This window comes from Bacteroides sp. NGMCC 1.200775, assembly GCF_040798045.1.
Lineage (GTDB): Bacteria > Bacteroidota > Bacteroidia > Bacteroidales > Bacteroidaceae > Bacteroides > Bacteroides hominis.
The window spans coordinates 151,262-172,330 of the sequence record NZ_JASCQK010000007.1 but is presented as its reverse complement, the minus strand read 5'-3'; the positions used below and the strand labels follow the sequence as shown (position 1 = coordinate 172,330).

Annotated in this window: 13 protein-coding genes and 1 tRNA gene; 11 read left to right on the top strand and 3 right to left on the bottom strand. The window is 44.0% G+C overall.

All coding sequences use genetic code 11. From position 1 onward, the window contains the following. Positions 1 to 31 precede the first annotated feature (31 nt). Together upp and QK890_RS17255 are read left to right on the top strand one after the other, a co-directional pair. Positions 32 to 685, top strand: coding sequence for a uracil phosphoribosyltransferase (gene upp, locus QK890_RS17260; RefSeq protein WP_005811733.1), 654 nt, complete (start codon positions 32 to 34; stop codon positions 683 to 685). 125 nt (positions 686 to 810) lie between these two features. After that, entirely contained in the window at positions 811 to 1,680 is an 870-nt protein-coding gene (locus QK890_RS17255) for a glycerophosphodiester phosphodiesterase family protein (protein ID WP_227560282.1), read from the top strand. Positions 1,681 to 1,773: 93 nt separating this feature from the next. On the opposite strand, the gene QK890_RS17250 is transcribed toward QK890_RS17255, so the two are convergent. Then, positions 1,774 to 2,784 carry a 2-oxoacid:ferredoxin oxidoreductase subunit beta gene (locus QK890_RS17250; protein WP_250704417.1) on the bottom strand — a complete coding sequence of 337 codons (1,011 nt, stop codon included), beginning with the start codon at positions 2,782 to 2,784 and terminating at the stop codon, positions 1,774 to 1,776. A gap of 3 nt (positions 2,785 to 2,787) precedes the next feature. Continuing rightward, positions 2,788 to 4,638, bottom strand: coding sequence for a 2-oxoacid:acceptor oxidoreductase subunit alpha (locus tag QK890_RS17245; RefSeq protein ID WP_250704418.1), 1,851 nt, complete (start codon positions 4,636 to 4,638; stop codon positions 2,788 to 2,790). A 506-nt stretch (positions 4,639 to 5,144) separates the two neighbouring features. Here QK890_RS17245 and QK890_RS17240 point away from each other — a divergent pair. Both QK890_RS17240 and QK890_RS17235 read left to right on the top strand, forming a co-directional pair. Beyond that, positions 5,145 to 5,216: transfer RNA gene (locus QK890_RS17240), tRNA-Arg, on the top strand. A 250-nt stretch (positions 5,217 to 5,466) separates the two neighbouring features. Next, complete coding sequence (locus QK890_RS17235) at positions 5,467 to 6,708, top strand: site-specific integrase (protein WP_032539127.1); 1,242 nt, start codon at positions 5,467 to 5,469, stop codon at positions 6,706 to 6,708. A 247-nt stretch (positions 6,709 to 6,955) separates the two neighbouring features. On the opposite strand, the gene QK890_RS17230 is transcribed toward QK890_RS17235, so the two are convergent. Continuing rightward, positions 6,956 to 7,843, bottom strand: coding sequence for a helix-turn-helix domain-containing protein (locus QK890_RS17230; RefSeq protein ID WP_195317743.1), 888 nt, complete (start codon positions 7,841 to 7,843; stop codon positions 6,956 to 6,958). A 393-nt stretch (positions 7,844 to 8,236) separates the two neighbouring features. Here QK890_RS17230 and QK890_RS17225 point away from each other — a divergent pair, with 393 nt between their 5' ends. The 7 genes from QK890_RS17225 (at position 8,237) to QK890_RS17195 (ending at position 21,045) form a co-directional block, all read left to right on the top strand. Further along, positions 8,237 to 8,797, top strand: coding sequence for a DUF3575 domain-containing protein (locus QK890_RS17225; protein WP_032539129.1), 561 nt, complete (start codon positions 8,237 to 8,239; stop codon positions 8,795 to 8,797). A gap of 32 nt (positions 8,798 to 8,829) precedes the next feature. Beyond that, a complete protein-coding gene (locus QK890_RS17220; RefSeq protein ID WP_032539130.1) occupies positions 8,830 to 10,545 on the top strand; it encodes a hypothetical protein in 1,716 nt (571 codons plus the stop codon). A gap of 81 nt (positions 10,546 to 10,626) precedes the next feature. Beyond that, a complete protein-coding gene (locus QK890_RS17215; protein ID WP_032539131.1) occupies positions 10,627 to 11,691 on the top strand; it encodes a hypothetical protein in 1,065 nt (354 codons plus the stop codon). Between the two features lie 82 nt (positions 11,692 to 11,773). After that, complete coding sequence (locus tag QK890_RS17210; RefSeq protein ID WP_032539132.1) at positions 11,774 to 12,757, top strand: FimB/Mfa2 family fimbrial subunit; 984 nt, start codon at positions 11,774 to 11,776, stop codon at positions 12,755 to 12,757. Positions 12,758 to 13,000: 243 nt separating this feature from the next. Further along, the gene (locus QK890_RS17205; protein ID WP_367627479.1) at positions 13,001 to 16,153 is read left to right on the top strand and encodes a hypothetical protein; all 3,153 of its coding nucleotides are present in this window, start codon (positions 13,001 to 13,003) and stop codon (positions 16,151 to 16,153) included. A gap of 36 nt (positions 16,154 to 16,189) precedes the next feature. Then, positions 16,190 to 20,713: a hypothetical protein gene (locus tag QK890_RS17200; RefSeq protein ID WP_367627478.1), complete on the top strand. Its 4,524-nt coding sequence runs from the start codon at positions 16,190 to 16,192 to the stop codon at positions 20,711 to 20,713. Between the two features lie 41 nt (positions 20,714 to 20,754). Further along, positions 20,755 to 21,045 carry an HU family DNA-binding protein gene (locus QK890_RS17195; RefSeq protein WP_032539134.1) on the top strand — a complete coding sequence of 97 codons (291 nt, stop codon included), beginning with the start codon at positions 20,755 to 20,757 and terminating at the stop codon, positions 21,043 to 21,045. Positions 21,046 to 21,069: the final 24 nt, after the last annotated feature.

The window sequence follows — 21,069 nt, the reverse complement described above, 5'->3', positions numbered from 1 at the left end:
AAAACCTGAATATTAAAACGCAGTTGAAAAGATGAAGATTATTAATTTAAGTGAGACAAACTCAATATTGAATCAGTATGTATCAGAGATAAGGAACGTTGAGGTTCAAAACGACCGCTTGCGTTTTCGCCGTAATATTGAACGTATCGGCGAGGTAATGGCTTATGAAATGAGCAAGACGTTCGCTTATTCGGTAAAGGAGATACAGACCCCGTTGGGAATAGCACCTGTTAGTACACCGGACAATCAGTTAGTTATCAGTACGATACTTCGTGCCGGCCTGCCTTTCCACCAGGGTTTCCTGAGTTACTTCGATTATGCTGAGAATGCGTTCGTTTCAGCTTATCGCAAGTACAAAGATACGCTGAAATTTGACATACATATTGAATATATCGCTTCACCGCGTATTGACGGAAAAACTCTTATCATTACAGACCCGATGCTTGCCACAGGTGGCAGTATGGAGCTGAGTTATCAGGCTATGCTGACCAAGGGGCATCCTTCTGAGATTCATGTCGCTTCGATTATTGCCAGCCAGAGGGCTGTAGACCATATAGCCTCTATTCTGCCGGAAGATAAAACTACGATCTGGTGTGCCGCTATCGATCCTGAGATTAATGAGCATTCGTATATTGTTCCCGGTTTGGGCGATGCGGGCGATCTTGCTTTCGGTGAGAAAGAGTAAAAAAGATAGAAAAGGTGATGACCGGACAGCCTGCCTTCTTGCTCTCTGATTATGGGTCGGGGAGAAGAAGGCAGGCTGTTTTTTTATAAAATGGTTTCTGATGGCAAGCAAGAAAGAAGAGATTTATGTATCTTTGTCACCACTATAATGAAACGTGGAAAGATATAATTAAAGTGAAAAATAAATTTTCTAAAATATTCTCAATAGCTGTTTATACGTCTTTTGCTTTATCGGTCGGGGCTTGTAAGAGTGATCCCGTCCGGCTGCCGGAACTGAGCGGGCACCGGGGAGCCGATTGCATCGCGCCGGAAAATACGTTGGCTTCAGCGGATTCTTGTATAAAGTATAAGATTGACTTTATGGAGTGTGATGTCTGTATCAGCAAGGACAGTGTATTTTATTTGTTACACGACTCTACTTTAGACCGTACGACGAATGGAACAGGACCGATTTCCGGATGGCTTTCGGCGGATATTGATACGCTGGACGCAGGTTCGTGGTTCGGAGAAGAGTTCAGGGGGCAGCGTGTACCCCGGTTGGAGGTTTTATTGCGCAAGGCTAAACAGAACGGATTAAAACTGACCCTCGATTATCGTTCGGGGGACTTCGGGCAATTGCTCGGCCTGGTGCGCAGAGAAGGAATGCTGGAAAATTGTACATTCACTTTCTGGTCGGACAAACAAGCAAAAGCATTTCGTGAGGCGGCTCCTGAAGTACGGACTTTGCAAGCGTATGTGGGAGGTGGTGCCGAACTTGATAAGGTTATAGCGGAAATAAACCCTGATATTGCAGTTATCCGGATCGATTCATTGGATAAGCATTTGGTGGAGCGTTGCCATAAAAAAGGATTGAGGGTGCTTGCGTTGGCATTGGGCACCGACAATGTGGAAGAGTCCGACCGGAAAGCTATTGAACTTGGGGTGGATGTGTTGGCTACGGACAGACCGGAATTGTTTGTGAAGAAATACAGACCAGAGCATACATGGAAGGAATGAAACGATGCTGGGACAGATATGATCTAAAAATAAGGGGTATCGTTGAACGATACCCCTTATTTTTAGATCATATGAATTAACGGGAAGGGTGTTTTATTTTACTTCCCATGTTTCATTGGTCATCAGTAACTCCTTGAAGTTGTGATACTTCTTTTTGCCTTTCACTTCGTCGATCTGTTCAACGATTGCATCGTTATAGGTTGGAGCTTCCACGTCACGAATCACACCGAGTGCAATCGGGAAATCCGGTCCTTCCATCAGTGCTAACTTCAGTTGCAAAGTGTTGTCTTGGCTGTGGGCATCGTGAACCAGGATGTCTTTTTCCGTAATGCCGTTTTCGCCTACTTTCACCACTTTCAGTCCGAAACCTTCCTGCATCAGTCCGAATTCTTTGTTCTCACCGAAGAGCATCGGTTTGCCATGCTCCAGATAGATTGCATTCTTAGAACGTCCCTCTTTGGTTGCTACCGATTCGTGTGTGCCGTCGTTGAAGATGACACAGTTTTGCAAAACTTCTACGACTGATGCCCCTTTATGGTTGGCGGCAGCTTTCAGGACTTCGACAGATGCCGGTCCGTCTACTGCTACACAACGCGCAAAGAAACGTCCGCGCGCTCCGAAGCAGAGCTCTGCCGGATGGAACGGGTCTTCTACGGTTCCGTAAGGAGACGATTTGCTGACGAAACCACGGTCGGAAGTCGGAGAATATTGACCTTTAGTCAGACCGTAGATACGGTTGTTCAACAAAATCATATTCAGGTCGATATTGCGACGTACCGCATGGATGAAGTGATTGCCGCCAATGGCCAGCCCGTCACCGTCACCGGAAATCTGCCAGATGGTTAAATTCGGATTAGCTACTTTGGCGCCTGTTGCGACAGCAGCTGCACGTCCATGAATGGTATGGAAACCGTAAGTGTTGACGTAATAAGGCAAACGGGAAGAACAACCGATGCCGGAGATTACGGCAATGTTGTGTGGAGCTACTCCCAGTTCGGCCATGGCCTTGTGCAGAGAGTTCAGGAAAGCGTGGTCACCACATCCCGGGCACCAACGAGGCTGGCCTGATTTATAATCTTTTGCTGTATATGCTGTTTCGCTCATCTCTTATTCCTCCAATAATTTAGTAAATGCTTCTACAAGTTCTCTCGTTACGAACGGCTGGCCCTTTATCTGGTTGAACTGGCTGATATTCAATCCGGGCATTTTCATGCGCAGATATCCTGCAAATTGTCCCAGGTTCTGTTCGGCCACCACGATCTTTTTGTATTTCTTCAGTACTTCAGCAGTGTTCTTAGGCAGCGGATTGATATATTGGAAATGGGCAAGTCCCACTTTCTTTCCGTTTTTGCGCATATGTTCCACAGCTGAATAGAGATGTCCATAAGTACCGCCCCAGCCAACTACCAACAGGTCGGCATCAGTATCGCCCTGTACTTCAAGTTCGGGGATGCTGTCGGCTATCTTTTCTATTTTAGCCTGGCGTAGAAGCGTCATTTTCTGGTGGTTCTCAGGTTCTGTAGAGATCACACCTGTTTCATTACTCTTTTCAAGTCCGCCGATGCGGTGCATGAATCCTTCTGTTCCGGGAACGGCCCAATAGCGCGCGCCGCTCTTTTCGTTACGTTGGAACGGAGTCCATGTTTCGGCCATCTCCGGTGTCACATACGGCGGTTTGATAGCCGGATATTCGTCCAGGTTAGGAAGTTTCCAGGCCGCAGAACCGTTGGCGATGAAGGCATCGGTCAGCAGTACTACCGGAGTCATGTGCTCAAGAGCTATTTTGGCAGCCATGTAGGCGGCATCAAAGCAGTTAGTGGGCGAAGTGGCTGCAATGACGGGCATCGGGCTTTCACCATTGCGTCCGTAGAGGGCTTGCAACAGGTCGGTTTGTTCCGATTTGGTTGGCATACCGGTAGAAGGTCCCCCGCGCTGTACATTGACTACGACCAATGGCAGTTCGGCAATAACAGCCAGGTTCATGGCTTCGCTTTTCAGGCAGACACCCGGTCCCGAAGTCGTTGTTACAGCCAGATCGCCTGCAAAAGCCGCACCAACGGCCGAAGCACATCCGGCAATTTCGTCCTCACACTGAACGGTTTTCACCCCCATTGATTTATGTTTTGCAAGCTCGTGCAGGATGTCGGTAGCGGGAGTAATAGGATATGATCCTAAATAGAGTTCCAACCCGGCTTTTTCCGCAGCGGCGATTAGACCGTACGATGTAGCTTTGTTACCATTGATATCGGTATAGAGTCCTGCGGCTTTCGGAGTTTTACTTTCAATTTTGTAAGTGGAAGTAGAAGCGTGCGTATTGGCTCCATAATTGTAACCGTCGTTCAGCACTTTGATGTTGGCAGCGGCAATTTCCGGTTTCTTGGCGAACTTCTCGTTCAACATTTTCTCTGCGGCGGACAGGTTACGGTTGAACAACCAGCATACTAATCCGAGGGCGAACATATTTTTGCAACGCAGCATGGCTTTGTTGTCCAGTCCGGAGTCTTTGAGGCTCTCCTTGCACATCGATGAGATGGGCACTTCGAGCACTTGTTGTTTGATTCCCAGCTCTTCAAAAGGGTTGCCTGTTTTAAACTGTGCTTTTTCCAGATCTTTTTCTCCGAAGGAGTCGGAGTCAGTGAGGACCAGTCCCTGCGGTTTACAGAATTTAATTTGAGTTTTCAGTGCGGCGGGATTCATGGCTACCAATACGTGGCAATGATCACCGGGGGTGAATATTTTACTTGCGCCAACGTGTACCTGAAAACCTGACACACCTGTCAGCGACCCTTGCGGAGCACGGATATCTGCCGGATAATCGGGAAATGTACAGATGTCATTTCCAACCGTAGCCGACACGTTCGAGAAGATGTTGCCGGCCAACTGCATACCGTCGCCGGAATCGCCGGAGAAGCGAACAACCACTTCCTCCAATTCTTTAACCATCATTTCGTCTGCCATAATTCTATTTATATATTTAAATTTAGGATTAACATTAACCGGTGTTAGTGTGTTCTTAGAATATTAACCACCAGCGTGTCTTTTTTGTTTGTCACTTCCCTATATATGTGGCAGGCAAAGTTCGCAAAGTTAAGTGACTTAACAAAATCTTTTCTGATTTATCTGTAGGGCTTTATTAAAAGATACCCGTTTTGCTGCTATTTTGTTCTCCGGAGTAAGCAAAATGTCTGCATTTTGTCCGAATATAGGCATTCTGACAAGCAGATTGATATTGCTTCTTCACCCTTCTTCTGACGAATTGCTCTTCAATCGGCTTGATAGGTAGATATATGATTGTATTTTAATTGAATTTTCTTTCGTTTTTTGTGTTTTGAGTTCATTCTTGTGATCGCTCGTCTATTCTTTATTGATATAGGAGGTATTTGCATATTCTTCTTGTATAAATCTATTCTTCGGGGTTTGCCAAATCGGGAGAATGCGTTATCTTTGCAGTCGATATCTATCATGGCCCTGTAGTTCAACGGATAGAATAGAAGTTTCCTAAACTTTAGATAGGGGTTCGATTCTCCTCGGGGCTACAATATTAAAACGCAGTTAACTGATAATGGTTAATTGCGTTTTTTATTTGCTGACTTTCTCTTTTGTGATATCAGATTTGTCTTATACCTTATTATATATAAAACAGGTTTATGTTGAGTCGGAAGCAATTTAGTAGAGTTTCTTATTCCTTATTCATCTATTTTCTTTTTTATTTGTTATAGGGACGTTGAGAATTTCTATTTTTGTATTTTATATATAACATAATGAATCTATAAATAATAATTTATTTTGGAGAAGAAAATTGGAAAGTTAAGTATCAGGGTATTGTTAAATACCCATCGTAACAATGATTGTGAGATTTATCCTCTTATTATTCGTGTGGTATATCACAGGCGTAAAAGTGAATATTCTCTTGGGTGGAAGATTCATACTTCTAATTTCTCTGCAGAGCGTGAGCGTGTTGTCTATTCGGCAACCGGAAATCTTAAACGCAAGGACTTAAGCGTTATTAATGATGCTATCTCTCAGGAGCGTGAACGATTGCTGAAGGTTTTTGCTTTTCTCCAACAGAATATGCCGGACTTTAGCCTGTCTCAACTAATGGATAAGTACCGTGCGGAACGTAATTTGCGATATGTCGATACATTTACTGTGCGTGAGATAGAGAGGCTCCGGCAGGAAGGACGTTCCGGTACGGCAGGGCTGTACTTGAGCGGGTTGTACTCTTTACGTCGTTTTTTGCGTGGGCAGAGGATTACGTTTCGTGAGCTGACCTATTGCTTTCTTACGGATTATATCCATTTTTTGCGTATGCGAGGTATTTCTGAAAATACCGTTAGTATGTATATTCGTAATCTTCGTGCCGTTTATAACAAAGCTCGAAGACAAGGTATAAATATGGGATCCGAGTCTCCTTTCCGAGAACTCAGGCTTCAGAATCAAGAGACTGCGAAGCGTGCTTTGTGCAAAAATGATATTGCCCGTATAGCTTCCGCTGATCTGTCGTCTGAGCCTTTGATGGATTGCGCCCGGGATCTTTTTATGTTTAGCTTCTATGCCCGTGGTATGCCTTTTGTAGATATTGTTTTTCTTAAACATGACTCGATAATCAATGGAATCATTTATTATGAGCGTAATAAAACCGGGCAGCGTATGCAAGTTCGTGTGATTCCTCCTCTGGCGGCTTTGATCGAGAAATATCGGGATTCTTATCCTTATGTATTACCGTATATTACCTCTTTTTCGGATCGTACGTCTTATATCCAGTATCGTTATGCCTTGGGTAATGTCAACCGTTTGCTGAAGCGTTTGGGAAAACGCTTGCATCTTCCGCTTGTGCTGACTACCTATGTGGCGCGTCATAGCTGGGCTACAATCGCTAAAGAAGAGGGGTTCTCTGTCGCATCTATCAGTGAGGGACTTGGGCATACTTCCGAAGCCACAACTCAAATTTACCTTCAGTCTTTTAACAATGAAGTTATCGATAAGATTAACGAGAAAGTTGCGGCTTCGGTAGGAGGCTATATCTGATCGGTCCTTGGAAAAGTACCTCGTGCGTAGTCAGAGTTTTTTTTAAGTGCTTTTTCCGTTTGGGACAGTTGTAGTTCCATCTATCTCAATAGGATAGATGACAAGAGCAAAATCCGGATTAAACATATCTTTGGCTTCATTAGCCATAAAGCTACTTTAGTGATTCTTGCTTGTCGGGTGCAAAGATAATGCACCTGCGAAAAGAATCACTTATCCAAAACGACCATTTACTTTACCTTGTCCGGTTCTATGTTTTAATCTTCTGTCTATCAGTATGGTTGTCTTTTAACTGCTTGACCAGTTCTCTTGGTGAATTGCCGAAATTCTTTTTGCAGTATTTATTAAAACTGGCAGCGGAGGAAAATCCAAATTCATACACAATTTCCTTAATGGTCGTTTTAGGCTGGCTCAGCTGGCTGATAATTCTCTTGTTTTTTTGTTTCATCAACCATGAATATACTGATTCACCAAACTCCATCTTGAACTTTCTGGCAAGATCGGTAATACTCATTCCCATTGCTTGCGCTAATTCTTCACGGCTGTTTACATAATCTGCATGGAGTAAGACAGCCGCTTTAAAACTTACGTTCATTCCGATGATCTCATGAAACAGATTTACGATCTCTTGTTTGTTATAGCTTGTTCTTAAAATAATAAAGACTTCTTTTTCTTTAATGGCATGCAAGTGCTTACAATTAACCCCCGCTTTCAGGTAGACTTCCATTAACTCTAAAAACAAGTTCAGCGGATGTCGTACAGGTAGTATCTCAATGTCTTTACAGATACTTTTTGTGGCTTTCAAATAGCTCTCTAACATGTACTTTTCGCAGAGTTTGATGTCACTGTATAGGAAGCTCATATAAATATATCGTCCGGACTCTCGGACCTGTATCTCGTAAGTTGATAATGCCGAGATGAAAAAGAATTCTTTGGCTTTTGCTCTTCTTGCTTTCGCCCCTTTGGGGACTATCTCTACTTCGCCTGCCAAGATGAAGATCAAGAAATTTGTTTTGACAGATAAAGTCTGACTGTTGAAGCTGTCTCCTTTTGTAAACTTCCCTATTCCAAACCCTTCATACGACTCGCTTTTATAGTTAGTGCATGAAGTATGTTCTTTTTTGTAATGTAGTTTCATGTTGCTATCAATAAATTATAGTTTGATATACTCTTTTTTTAGGCAAAATGTTTCATAATATGTTTCGCCAAATTTTGATATAATATATTATTATACAGCTTTCTGCTTAAAATCAGTATACAGATATTGTGCAGAATCTCTTTGGGCGAAACAATCCTGTATACATAACTCTGATAATTAGATGCTTCTATTCCTGAAATCTATCCTATTGAGATAGATGAACCACTTTGGGGTGGAAAGATTAAAGATGCATGTTTTATGGTAAGCAATTGCTTTGGTACCCGTAACAATCGAATTGTGATGTGGTTCGATGGGAGAGTATAAGATATTACGGATTTTATGTATCCGGTAGGTTTAATGGTTTTTAAAAGTAAAACAAGTTGAATAATAGTTATGGCGTTTAAGCGATTTGTGTTTCTCTTCCTGTTGGTTGTTTCTTCTATGTTTTTAAGAGTCGAAATAGCTTGTGGACAGGTTTATTCTTTGCAAACTAATGTTTTGGGTTGGGGTACTACCAATATGAATCTTGAGTTCGGACTGAAGTTTTCCCATCGCTGGACTTTCCATTTTCCTCTTCAATATAATCCTTTCTCCTTCGGGGATGCGAGACTTCGTAACCTGTCTGCTTCTCCCGGGATTCGCTATTGGGTTCGTGAGGCTTATGGGCGTTCTTATTTTTTCGGAATCCAAGGAGTGGGTACCATGTATAATGTCGGTGGTGTTTTTGGTGGTAAATATCGTTATGAAGGCTACGGCTTTGGCGGCGGATTTTCTTTGGGGTATAACCGTCCTCTTTCTCCCCATTGGAATTTAGAGTTTGAGGCTGGCCTTGGTGTGTTGTGGACTCATAATGATAAATATGTGTGTAAGACATGCGGGCAGAAAGTTGCTACTCTTGAGGGGGTGCGTTTGGTTCCGACTAAGCTGGCAGTAAATATAGTCTATTTATTCTAATCTATTAATCTCATTTCTTATTCTGTTGCAAGATGATACATCAAAAAAAGTTCATCACTATATCAAGAGGGTATCGTATTTCTAAGGTCGTATCGATACTTTGTCTCTGTACGCTGATATATTCATGCAGTTCCAATTCTCCCTTGACTATGCGTTTGTTTATGCAAGCCAGCGGAGCTACTGTCGAGTTGCCTGGCACTTCTTCTGCGGATGGCGCTTTTATGGTTTCGGAGACTGTCGGTTTCCGGGACAGTGTGGTTGTTGACAATTCCGTTTCTGCGGTTAATTCTGTTGAGGAAGATATCTGGAAGTCAATTGATCTCGACCGTATTGATATTGTTGCCCAACGTAAAAGTATAGAGCGCGTCATGGAGCGTAACGGTGAAGTCACCCTGATGTTTTATGTAAAGGCTCCCAAGGCTCTTTTGGATAGTTGCTGGAAATTGACAATGCATCCGGAACTGATAGAAAAAGACTCTTCTGTCTTACTATCTCCTGTCATTCTACGGGGAAAAGAATTTATTCGTATGCAGGAAAATCAATATAAAGCATATGATGATTTTCTGAGAGGTATTATTCCGGAGAGCAAATATGACAGCGCTTTTGTGGATCGTGAGGGCATTCGCAAGGATATTTTTGCACGGCAGAGACTTTTCTGGAAGGTCTATGAAGCAGAGCGGCGCAGACGTTTGGCCTACCTGAAATGGAAAACGCTTATGGATAAGCGTCATGGATGGATCAGTACGAAAGTAGAGGGAAACCGAAACTCTTTGAAGCAGCACATGCAACGTGATGTGCTGGAACGTAGTGTGGAAAAGTTTATCGCCGGTTATGACACGGTTGGCATACGTGCTTCGTATCAGAAGAAATACGATCGTCGTACGGGCTTTTGGCCAGCTTATCGTTTACCTCGTGCAATGACAGTCGAGGATGTTCCTTCCCGCTTTCAGGAACTCTGGCTGTCCGGAGGACGTCTTGAAGATATTCGCAACTACAGTTTTACCCGTCAGGATTCTGTTGAGATTGCTTCCCATCGCTATTTCAGAAGGGCAATTGCCGAGAATGAATATAATCGGGATCATCAGGATTTGATTCGTGATCGTATCATCCGTTTCCCTTACGCTGATAGTGCGATGGTAAATCAAACAGCCAATCCTTCGGAGGACTTCTCTTACCTGTATACGTATCGTATCTCGGTATGTGAAGGCATGAAGAAATTGCATATCACGCTCCGGGGTAATGTCCTTGCTACGGATCATAGTGTATGGAGTCTTCCTCCGGCAGATACACTGACATTTGTGATTGCGTCTGTTGCCGATCTGGCGGATGTTTCTTTGGCACGTCGCTTTGATATAGCAGGTGATAGTGTAAACCATATTACTCCTGAACGTGAGGAGTATGCCCAGGGACTTGAAGCCCTGTCCAATCGCGAGTATCAGAAGGCCTTGGGTATTCTGGAGAAATATCCGGACTACAATACCGCTGTCGCTTTGACCTGTTTGGGTTATCATGCCAAGTCGGAGGAACTGTTAAAGCAATTGCCTCAAACAGCTGCGGTTGAGTATCTCCGGGCGATCGTAAATGCGCGGCTGGAAGATTATCAGACGGCAGCGGAGCTGCTGTTGGAGGCATGCCGCAAGGATGCCAAATACGTATACCGGACAGAGATGGATTCCGATATTGTAGCACTTCTTCCCAGATTCATGGGGCTTAAGGAGGAGTTGGAACGAATTGCCTCAGAAGAGTAAAGCACACTATACTTATACCTTAATACTATAAAGAAGTTTAATGATTCTTTATTTATTGTTGAATTTAATTTTTTATTAGAAATGAAAATTACAAAATCGATTCTGGCCTTAATGGCCGCAACCATGACGTTTGCTGCATGCAGCAACGATGAGAAAATTACGGAGAGTGCTCCTAAAACGGTGGCTCTGACCGTGAATTTACCTAAATTTGGTGGAGCTTCGAGCAGAGCTATTGATCCCGAGACTACTACAGGTAATAAAGTGACTATCAATGGTAATGTAACTATTATTGCGCGGGTCGGACAGAATGGTGCTATTACTAATACAATTAGCGAAACCATTACAGATGGTGTGATGAAAACCATTACAGTCTCCGGTGCGGCAACTTGGATTGATGTAGAGGCGAATGGTGATAATGTTACTGAAACCGATAATGTAAATACTCGTCAAGGGTCAGCTACATCAAGCAAAGTGCGTTTGTTTGGTGGAGCAGCGATAAATCCTGGAGGTGGAGGAAATGCAACTTGCACTCCGACAATAAACCCTGATATGGCGCGTGTGGAAGTAAAGGGTAGTCTAGCCGGCCCCTGGACGCATCTGAATGATTTAAAGATAAAGGGGATTTACATTAATAATGTTAAGCTTACTAGAGGTGCTGCTTCATTGACCAGAATTGCGTCAGCTGCTTGGGGGACGGGTTATGCTCCATCTGGTCAGTTTGCGAAAATGTTTAATACTGATTTAGGAGCAGGTGTAGGAATTGGAGTGGCTCAGATTGCGGGTGGACAAGCCGATGGATATAACTTCTTCCCTCAACAAGATCTTTCTTCTCCTACCACAAAGGAAGATGTTATGAAGAAATCGGTCCATGTTATCATGGAAGTTGAGTTTGATAAGAAAGTTGGTGGCTCAGGTCCGGAAACCGGCTGGCTTAATGTGGTTGCTTTAAAGGATAATACAGCTACTAACTATATTACAGACTTTGAAGCCGGTAAGGTATACTTTATTGACCTTGCCGATATCAAGGATATTATGGATGTTCCGGTTCCTCCTGTAACTCCGGACCCCGATCCGGAAACTGTTTCTGTAGATCTTACTGTAAGCATAGGTCAGTGGACTGTAGTTCAGGTTAAGCCTGAAGTTTAACTTTACTCTGTCTTTTTCCGGTGCGGGAAATACCCCGCACCGGATACAATTTGAATGTTTCTTATTTTATATTAGTTGATATATGATATTTGTCGGGAAGAAAAACAGTACTTCGTTTTTTCTGCTTATTTCACTCATTTTAGGACTGGCTCTCTATACAGCCTTATTTAGCAGTTGTGTTTACGAGGACTTGAGTAAATGTTCACGGATGTTTATGTTGCAGCCGCGTTATCTTTTGCATACAGGTGAGGGCGACCGTTTTGGAGAAGCTGTCCACCATATAGATGTGTATGCGTTCGACTCTCTCGGCATTTATCGTAAAATGTTCCGGGATGAAGGAGCGCATTTGAAGAATGGTTACCGAATGGCCGTAGACCTGCCTGAAGGGAAATGGACCTTCCTGTGCCTGGGAGGTAAAGTCCATGATTACGAGGTCGGTATTTTTAAGACAGGCCTTCCCCAACAGTTTAGCTCCGGCATTTCTCCGGGAATTACCACTCTTTCCGACTTTCGTGTTAAAGCTGATTTCGAGCAGAAAGAAAATTTGGGATACTCACTTGGTGAGTTGTTTTTTGGCCGCCTGGACTCCGTGGAGATCACAGCTGATAACGGTGGGACAGGTGTAATAGATTTAATGAAAAATACGAATAAAATAGAAGTCCGTGTAAAAGGGATCGTTGATGGCTCATCAGCCCGTATCACTTCCGATAACGGACGCTTTAATTCAGAAAATGTTACGCCGGCCGATGCCGGTACGATTATATACGTTTCTTATTATAGCGCTTCTCAACCGGATGATACCCGTGTCTTCCAGTTTGACGTATTGCGCTTGTATACTGACGGACATCTGTTCCTCAAATTATTGAATCCCGATGGAACAGATGTTATTCCGGGATTCACAAAAGATTTAATCAGTGCTATTATGTCCTCTCCCACATACAATACCCAGGAAGATCTGGACAGAGAGGATACTTATCTGATCGAATTGACGCTTTCTAAGGACGGGGTCATTGTCTCTTTACGGGTAAATGGCTGGGAGACTGTCAGTACCACTCCGGAGGTCTGACAAAGAAAGTAAGAATTCAAACGGAGTGGCAACGGATGTTTTTTTATGGGTAAATAGAATTTGTTTTTTAGAGTGAATTCGTGTCTCTCTCGTGTTGGAAGGTTGTTTTGTCGCCGGGATGAAGGTACTTTGTCAGGACAAGGTAGGCCGGAACAAAACACCTTCTTTTAAAAGTACGTGGAGTCTCAAAAAGAGAGTCTGAATATACTATTAATAAATTGAGTCTAAATTGGTTTCATAAAAATGAGTTTATTAAAGAAAAAGTATATAAGGCAGGTAAAGGGAATATCTATTTTCTCTTTGCTGCTGTTATTTGTCTCTTGTGAACTGGAAGATAAAATGGGAAAGTATACTTCGGGGGACAATCCGGTAGAAGTAGAACTGGTGACTCGTAATATAACCTTAGGAGGAAGTGAGTCCGGAGTGACTTTGAAGCGTTTGCGTGTAATTGCTGTAGCGAAAAACAGTGGAAAGGTCGAAATGAATCGCCGTACTGATTTAAGTGCCCCTTCATCATCTGGTTTAGAACATGCAGGAGGAGTATTTAAACTCTATCTTCGTCCGGGCGACTACGATTTGTTTGTGATTGGTAATGAAACAACGGGTATGAATTCCGCATTAACCGGAGAGCCATCTTTATCGGAAATTAAAAGTGTACCGGTTACTCTACCCGCAGATACGACAGAGTTTGTGGTATGCAAGCACCTGGATATCCGGATAAGAAACTCGTCGTCTTCAACTCCGGTCACAGGGGAAGTCAGTGTGGATGAAGGATTAACCTGGAATTCAGCGTTCTCGGTTGAGTTGGAGCGCATTGCTTCAAAGGCGAGTCTGGAGATACGAAAAAATACGGATGAAGATATAAAGATCAGGCAGGTCACTGTTAAACAGTTACCTTCGTTCTCTTTTCTTTCCCCCTCTGCTTATCCGCTTTCCGGTGGGCTTACGGTTACTGATATGCGTTCGTTTTCTACACCTGTTTCTATCGCGGGAGAGAAAGACGTTCCCTCAGGGTATTCGTATACGTCTGTTGTACAGGGAAAGAATAGCTTTATCTTGCCGGAGTACATTTGGAATAATACAGCAGGGAAGGGACGTGCTTCTTTTATGGAAATAGAGGCTGAACGTAATGGAGTGTCAGAAACATGGCAAATATTATTGGGAAAGAGTACGGATATTCCGGCTGACTACTCACTTGGGCGTAATACTTACTATCGATATATGCTGACTGTGAATCCGCTGAATGTCGATGTGAATGTAAGTGTGGAGCCATGGCAGAATACGGCTGCTTATGATACGATTCCCGGAGCAAAGATCGTTTTCTCGCGGGTCAATGTCGGTTACTCGTATGCTTCTGAGAGTGTTGTTACGTTTACAACCAAAAATTTGCCTCCTGTATCTGTCAGCCTATCTCCTGTACTATATGCTTATAATTCTACAGGTGATCCTGTGAGTTCTAAATTTGATATGACACGGACTAAGATCAATTACAGCTATGACCAGGATACAGGAACAGGCATGGGAACTCTTACCATAAAACGGAACAAAGTTTCTCTTGCGGACACTTTGCTATTGATGGCAGGAGGATTTGCACATACAATCGCTGTGGAAGGAGTGGAGTTTGCTGGTTCTAATATCTATTTTGATAGGGTTCTCGAGAAGTTTACCTTTGATGATACTCCTGCACCGGGATGCAGAGCGGAACATGAGAAATTTCAAGGGGCGTCTTTTTATTGGGGTTCTTTACAAGGGAATAACACCGGGTATAATTTTCTGGCCACACATAAGAATGATAGAAAATGGGGTTATATTTCTATTCCGGTCTGGATCTCTGCATTTTCTGTTGTTGGGGGAGATGATGAGAATTTGATTCTTCAGAAGGGATTGCATGATCCTAAGAATCTGAAAGGTGATATTTGTCGTTTTATAACGCAAAGAGAATGGGGGCCCGGAAATAAGAGGTGGCGGATGCCTACTTTAGATGAATTGAAACTTTTGGGGGATGGAATTCGGGAAACTACTGCTTCTATTCCGAGTTGGGGTTATATTTCTGGCAGTTCGAGTGAGGGTAGTACTGTTATTGGCAATGGAATTCGTACGAATAATCGCTATTATCTCCCAGCTAATGAAAATGGGCTTAGAGGGAGATATTGGTCTGCTTCCGCTGCAATCAGTGCTTCAGCCCGGGGACTTTACTTTGAATATCTAAGTACTTCCATACAAGATTGGATTACTTCGTCGGGGGATGGAGCTATCCGTTGCGTTGTTGATTCTGAGAATAATTATCCCAAGATTTATCGTGTAGTGTATTCGAATACTAATCCTTTGAATCAAGAGAATAATTCGTATAGCGTTCCGCCACCGGCATTGTTGAACGAAGGAGAAACGATAACATTGCCAGCGCTGTCTACAAAATTCAATGATTACGAAGTACGTGAAGGGGGTAAAGTGGTAACAAAGTATTCGCATACGGGGTGGCTTGTGAATGGACGGCATTTTGATTTTGGTGATTCATATGTTATCGGTACTGATGGAGCAGGAAACACTGAAGTGGAGATTATACCTGAATGGACTAAACTTTGTAAAATAGAGTATGTTTGTACCCCTCCATATCCTGGGGCTGTTTTTTATTGGCGTTTTTCTGACAGTACTAACTTCGTAGAGATGGGAGAGAAACATTCCTTGCTTTATGTTGTAGTAGCAGTAAACTCTTCGCCTGTCAAGATGTGTACCGGACTGCTGGTTAATGGTGATCGTTATAGATTTGGAGATGAAATAGTTGTTAGCACTGATGTCAAGATAGAACCTTATTGGGTAAATACACCGGAGACCCCGTTTGCATCAACTAATTTAGAACTTTCTAATCCGGGTTCTACTGATGCAACCCTAATTTTTGCACCTGCTGGCAGTAAGGGTACTGGCTGGAGCCATTCGGTTGCTAATTCTAGCTTTCCCATAAATGGTGTAACTATTCCGTCACTACTGCCGACTGATTATGATAAGAACGCTAGGTTAATACATAGTGTAGAGGGGCTAAAACGAGGAGTTGGTGATGTATGTCGTTTAGTAGGTATCCCTCTAAATGAAATAAATGCGAAATTAGCTGCCGGAGAGTTGCCGGACAACAAAACATGGCGATTACCTGACATATACGAGATGGCTGCTCTACTCCATCCATATCAAGATAGTTCGGAAGGAAGGTTTTATCCTATTTTAAATACTTATTTTCCGTATTATGCAAGATATATACAGATAGGTATTGCGGCTTCTTATATAACTGCTGGTAGTAGAAATAATAACAGTGTGGTTACTGTAACGATTTCGCAAGGAGACGGCGGTATTACTGGTGGCCTGTATAGTGCTACTTCTAATTATGCTCGTTGCATCCGTCAATAGTAATGGAAAATCTGTCACTTAAAATAGTAAAATACAATGTGTTTGAATAAAAATATTAAATCCCTTCTTGGGATACTTATGTGTGGGATATTGGCTTTTCTGCCGGTATCCTGTTCAGATGATTCTCCGGTAACAGGTTCGCCCTCGCTTCCGGAGGCTCCTGAAGGTAAAGTGAACGTATTTCTTTCTCTTCATAAAGGGAGCGATTATGAATCTCCTGCCACACGTTTGGGGACAGCGGCCGATGAGACCGTCATGGGACCTCCCTGGGTGTTGGTTTTTCTGGGGAATGATAAAGATGCGACTTTCTTGGAAGCCGTACAAGCCAATATGACTTCGGCCGGAGAGCTTTATGCACAATTAAGTGCCTGCAATTCTTCAGTGGTTTTGCTGTTGATTTCAAATGCCGATGAATTGATACAGGCGAAGTTGGGAAGTCTTACGACTACGACAACTTTATCCGATGCAGTTACCAATCTTCTTCTGTATGGCGATCCGTCGGATTCTCCTGTGGCGGGTAATTCTGCATTAGCAATTCCGCAAGCGACAGTTCCTTTTACAGGGAAGAAGATCCCGATGTCGGCCTATTGTCCATTGCCACAGATTATCACAGGTACTACTGTAGGAACTGTCGGTACCCCTCTTCGCCTAAAACGGATCGTTTCTAAATTATACGTAGATGCTTCCGGTGCACATGCTTCCGATGGTTTTATTTTGACAGGAGTGTCTGTTATTAACGTACCGGTACAAGGAGCACTTGCTTTTGAATATGGAAATGTGAATGAAACTTTACCAGTTACGGCTCAATTTACCGATTATGGTCATAAATCGGGTAGTGCTTCCCGGTTGGACAATCCGATTATAGCCTCTTCAACAGGATTCGCCGGGCATACAACCGCAGGTATGGGAGGTGAAGACTATCCTGTTTATGTATATGAAACGGCAGGTGCCCCGGCTGACCGTTCGGATGTTATTCTTGCCGGTAAATTTGATAACGGGCCGGTTCACTATTATCGCGCAAGCCTGAAAAACAGTAAAGGAGAAAAGTTGGCATTTAAGAGAAACTATCTTTATACGCTAAATCTGGTACGTGTGGAAGGAGGAGGCTATTCTACGATGGATGAGGCGATTGCTGCTCCTTCGGGTAGTAGCGGAATTCTTTGCAATGTTACGGTGGTAGACGATTCGCATGAAATAACAGGTAATGGTGTTTATTATTTGGGGCTGACGAATTCTTCTTATGTGCTTTATACGGATGAAGAACAGAAGGATGTTACGGTATGTGTGATAGGAACCAATGCGTACAGCCGTCCGGGAAGCACGGTTACTCCGGGAGTGGTAAGCATGTCGTCCGGAATAGCCGGTGTGACTCTTAAAACCACTTCGATCTCCGCAGACTCGACTGCCATTAAGTTGGATTTTGCCAAGGGAGCGCAGGGAGAAACGACTCTTGATGTTCAGGTTGGAGGATTACGCCGGGAAATAAAACTGAAAGCTGCCGGTATGGGTGTTTCCGGCAATTATGCTTCAGGTTCTCAAGGACTCTTGTTGGGAGATTTCAACCAGATCCGTATTCTTGAAAGTACGTCTAAGTCTGGACTGGCAATATCTCCCGCATCTCCGGACCGGGATAGCGAGGTTATCTCTCCAGTTACTTCGCCTTCTGTCCCCGTTTACTTCTTTGTCGAGGAGGCTGCGGGCCCACAAAGTGCTAAACTGTCGGGCCTTGCGGGAGAATCCGTCGTTGTTATAGAGAATCGGGTGTATAACGATCTCCCTGCCGCATCTAATATTTATTGGGACGCGGCACAAGGCAGATTGACGTTCGATGATGTTCCGTCGTATGTTCCTGCTGCCCGAAACCAAAAACAGGGAGTGTATTTTCTGTATGGTTCCTTAATTGCACTGCAAGGAGGAAGCAGCGCAACTGATGTGCGTCAGCTCGATGCAGCAGAAGTGAATCCTGTATGGAAAACCAATCAATCTCCGAACATTCCTAAGTTTAATCCCGCCTCTTTAGCTCCCGGAGCAGATCTGGAGAATGTATTGATACATATTCATAATCCGGGTAATCGTATTGGTGATATCTGCCGTTATCTTACGCAGCGCGGATGGGCTCCTCCGGGAAAGAAATGGAAGATGCCTGTGAAGGAGCGTTTGGAAACTGTTTTGAACAGTATATATAGAACTGAAGGATCCTGGTTACCGATAGGGGGACTTACGACAGACGGTACTGGTGAAGTTGTTCACGGGAGATTGATAAAGGATCGATTTTACTTTCCGGCATCGGGTTCTCGCAAAGAAGATGGAACCTTTATCGAGCAACCGGGTGTCTCCGGACATTACTGGAGTTCTTCTGTCATTTCCGGTAGTATCGGATGGCAGCCTGCTTCGCTGTGGTTTCAGGGAGGGGATGCTGTAATACAGGCGACTGCTTTGGACGTGGCTCTTCCGGTTCGTTGTGTCGTAGATAATACGTCCACCGATTGGCCGGAATTAGTTATTGCCAATTATTATGCTTATCCGCCGGGAGGAGCAACATTAACCTCGGAACTGCCGGCTGGCCACTTTGTGGAGCAACGCAAACCTTTTGCGCTGCCTTCTACCCCTTTGACTCTCAGTGATCCGTCTGTGACTCATACTGGCTGGGACAATAATCTTGGATTGGGAGAAAATACTACTATAAACGGTAGTGCTGGCTTTTTCTATGCGAGTTTTAGCCAAGGTGCTTCTCTCGAGTATGACTCTAATCTTCCTGCAGGTACGGCTTTAGTGTCCGGAACGGTTCCGGGAGTCTATGTTGCTGCCGGAGGTACGAGTATCAGACTTTCGACGAACCAGTTGGTATGCAGTAATTCCGGTTATGTGCATACCGGATGGAGCATCGATGGAGTTTATTATTTATTGGGTGCAAACTATGTGATGCATGTATCCGGTTCCAGGAAGGCTTTTGCCGTATGGTCACGTGACTGCTGGGTTGAGTATCTGGCAAAGGCGCCTGCGGATGCCCCTGCTGGTGTTACTGTCAGCGGTACTCTGCCGTCTCCTGTGAAAGTTTCCCAGAATTCATCGGTTACTTTAGCAACGGAAGCCCAAGGTTTACAGGTTTGCAGTGATCCGAGATGGAAACATACTGCATGGACGGCAGGAGCTTTTGGCGGAAATACGATTGTGACAAATGACCTCAAAATATATCCCGAATGGACGCGGTATTATAAGGTAACTTACTCATCGCAACCACCGTCCGGAATAGTACCCGGTTATCCGCGTTCTGAAATCGTGGCACCGGGAAGCACCGTGATACTGCCGGTGCAACTGCATAGCAGTGATCCTTTGCAGGTACATCAGGCATGGCTGGTAGATGGACAAGAGAAGGCACCGGGGACATCGGTTACTGTCAATAAGGATATGACTATAACCGCTAAGTGGTTGCTTTATGAAGTAAGCTATCTGGCAAATACTCCGGCAGGGACCACTTCTGTAACTCCTTTGCCTGTTTTACAGAAAATAGTTCCGGGAAGGATGGTGACTTTATCCGCTACCCATTTGGTATGTAGTGATCCGACGTGGGTACATACCGGTTGGAGTGTCGGAGGTGTACATTACATTTTTGGAGCCAATATTCCCGTTCTGGGTAACATGCAGGTATCTGCCGAATGGACGAAAGCAGCTAAGATAAAGTATCACTTGAACCTGCCTTCGGGAACCAGTCATGCCGGTGGTACGTTACCTGCGGATGAATATGTGATGCCCGGACAGGCTACGACCCTGGCGGTCCCCAAACTCAAATGCAGCAATGCGGATTTCTTCTTCACCGGTTGGATGATTAACGGGCAGTTCTACGGTTTAGGTGCAAGTTATACGCCACCATCCGGTCAGGATACCGATGTCTATGCGGTGTGGAAACGTGCCCAAACAATGGAGTTTAATGTAACTGTATCTAACTCGGGTCGCGGGACTGACAATGCAACATTGGTATTTACGGACAGTAAAGAAGAGACCGGAGCGTTCTTCCAGAGTCGTGGAGTCGTTGCATGGAGCAATTCGGGAAGTCCTGTCAGTTGGTTCGATCCGGTAAGTACAGGGCGTGTATGGTCTTCTCAGTGGTCAATTGGTGCATCGGAAGAGTTACATACCTATACTAATCTTAGAAATGGTAGTGGAGACCCGTGCCGTTTGATTGGTTATTCACAAAAGTATGTAAATATGCAGATTTCCAGAGGCAGTGTTCCGGATAATGGAACCTGGAAATTGCCTAAAGAGCAAGAGTTTGCGAAGTATGGATTTACTACTGAAAACAGGGTTGGCAGTTGGTCTAATGGCTGGAACTTTAATAATGGCAAGTTCCTTCCGGCCTCAGGAACACGTAGGGCAGCCGACGGGCAACTCGATGATTCGGGTGTGGTCGGTTATTATTGGGTGAGTGATTACTTTACAATTGCCGATGGATTCGGCAAGCAGTACTGGGGAATGGGAATCCAGGTGAAATCGGATGGAGTAACCCATAGATCAATTTATCATTCTGCATTTGGTTTCCAGATTCGATGTGTGAGACAGTAGTTCTCGAAACGTTTATAATATTTATTGATAAAAAGCTAAACATGAAAAAGATTGATTTAATTAAGAGTATTGCAGTTAAAAGCAATTTGAAGAAAGAACAGATTGCCATTGTGGTAGAAGGTATGATGGATGCTATTGCTGAAGCGGTAAATCAGGGAGAATCTGTCACGCTGGTCGGTTTCGGTACTTTTGAAGTGAAGGAACGTAAGGCCCGGAAAGGCTATAATCTGTCTACCGGAGGAGTTATGACTATTCCGGGTAAAAAAGTGGTGAGGTTCAAGCCGGGTGCAAAGATGAATCTTGAGAAAAAGAATCAGGATACCTTCCGGTAAGATCGTGACAGTTCTAATAAAAGC

Bases quoted from the DNA above. Each gene is read 5' to 3' on its own strand.
- QK890_RS17230 (WP_195317743.1), bottom strand. From the start codon at position 7,843: ATGAAACTACATTACAAAAAAGAACATACTTCATGCACTAACTATAAA.
- QK890_RS17210 (WP_032539132.1), top strand. From the start codon at position 11,774: ATGATATTTGTCGGGAAGAAAAACAGTACTTCGTTTTTTCTGCTTATT.
- QK890_RS17205 (WP_367627479.1), top strand. From the start codon at position 13,001: ATGAGTTTATTAAAGAAAAAGTATATAAGGCAGGTAAAGGGAATATCT.
- upp (WP_005811733.1), top strand. From the start codon at position 32: ATGAAGATTATTAATTTAAGTGAGACAAACTCAATATTGAATCAGTAT.
- QK890_RS17200 (WP_367627478.1), top strand. From the start codon at position 16,190: ATGTGTTTGAATAAAAATATTAAATCCCTTCTTGGGATACTTATGTGT.
- QK890_RS17215 (WP_032539131.1), top strand. From the start codon at position 10,627: ATGAAAATTACAAAATCGATTCTGGCCTTAATGGCCGCAACCATGACG.
- QK890_RS17255 (WP_227560282.1), top strand. From the start codon at position 811: ATGTATCTTTGTCACCACTATAATGAAACGTGGAAAGATATAATTAAA.
- QK890_RS17220 (WP_032539130.1), top strand. From the start codon at position 8,830: ATGATACATCAAAAAAAGTTCATCACTATATCAAGAGGGTATCGTATT.
- QK890_RS17195 (WP_032539134.1), top strand. From the start codon at position 20,755: ATGAAAAAGATTGATTTAATTAAGAGTATTGCAGTTAAAAGCAATTTG.
- QK890_RS17245 (WP_250704418.1), bottom strand. From the start codon at position 4,638: ATGGCAGACGAAATGATGGTTAAAGAATTGGAGGAAGTGGTTGTTCGC.
- QK890_RS17250 (WP_250704417.1), bottom strand. From the start codon at position 2,784: ATGAGCGAAACAGCATATACAGCAAAAGATTATAAATCAGGCCAGCCT.
- QK890_RS17225 (WP_032539129.1), top strand. From the start codon at position 8,237: ATGGCGTTTAAGCGATTTGTGTTTCTCTTCCTGTTGGTTGTTTCTTCT.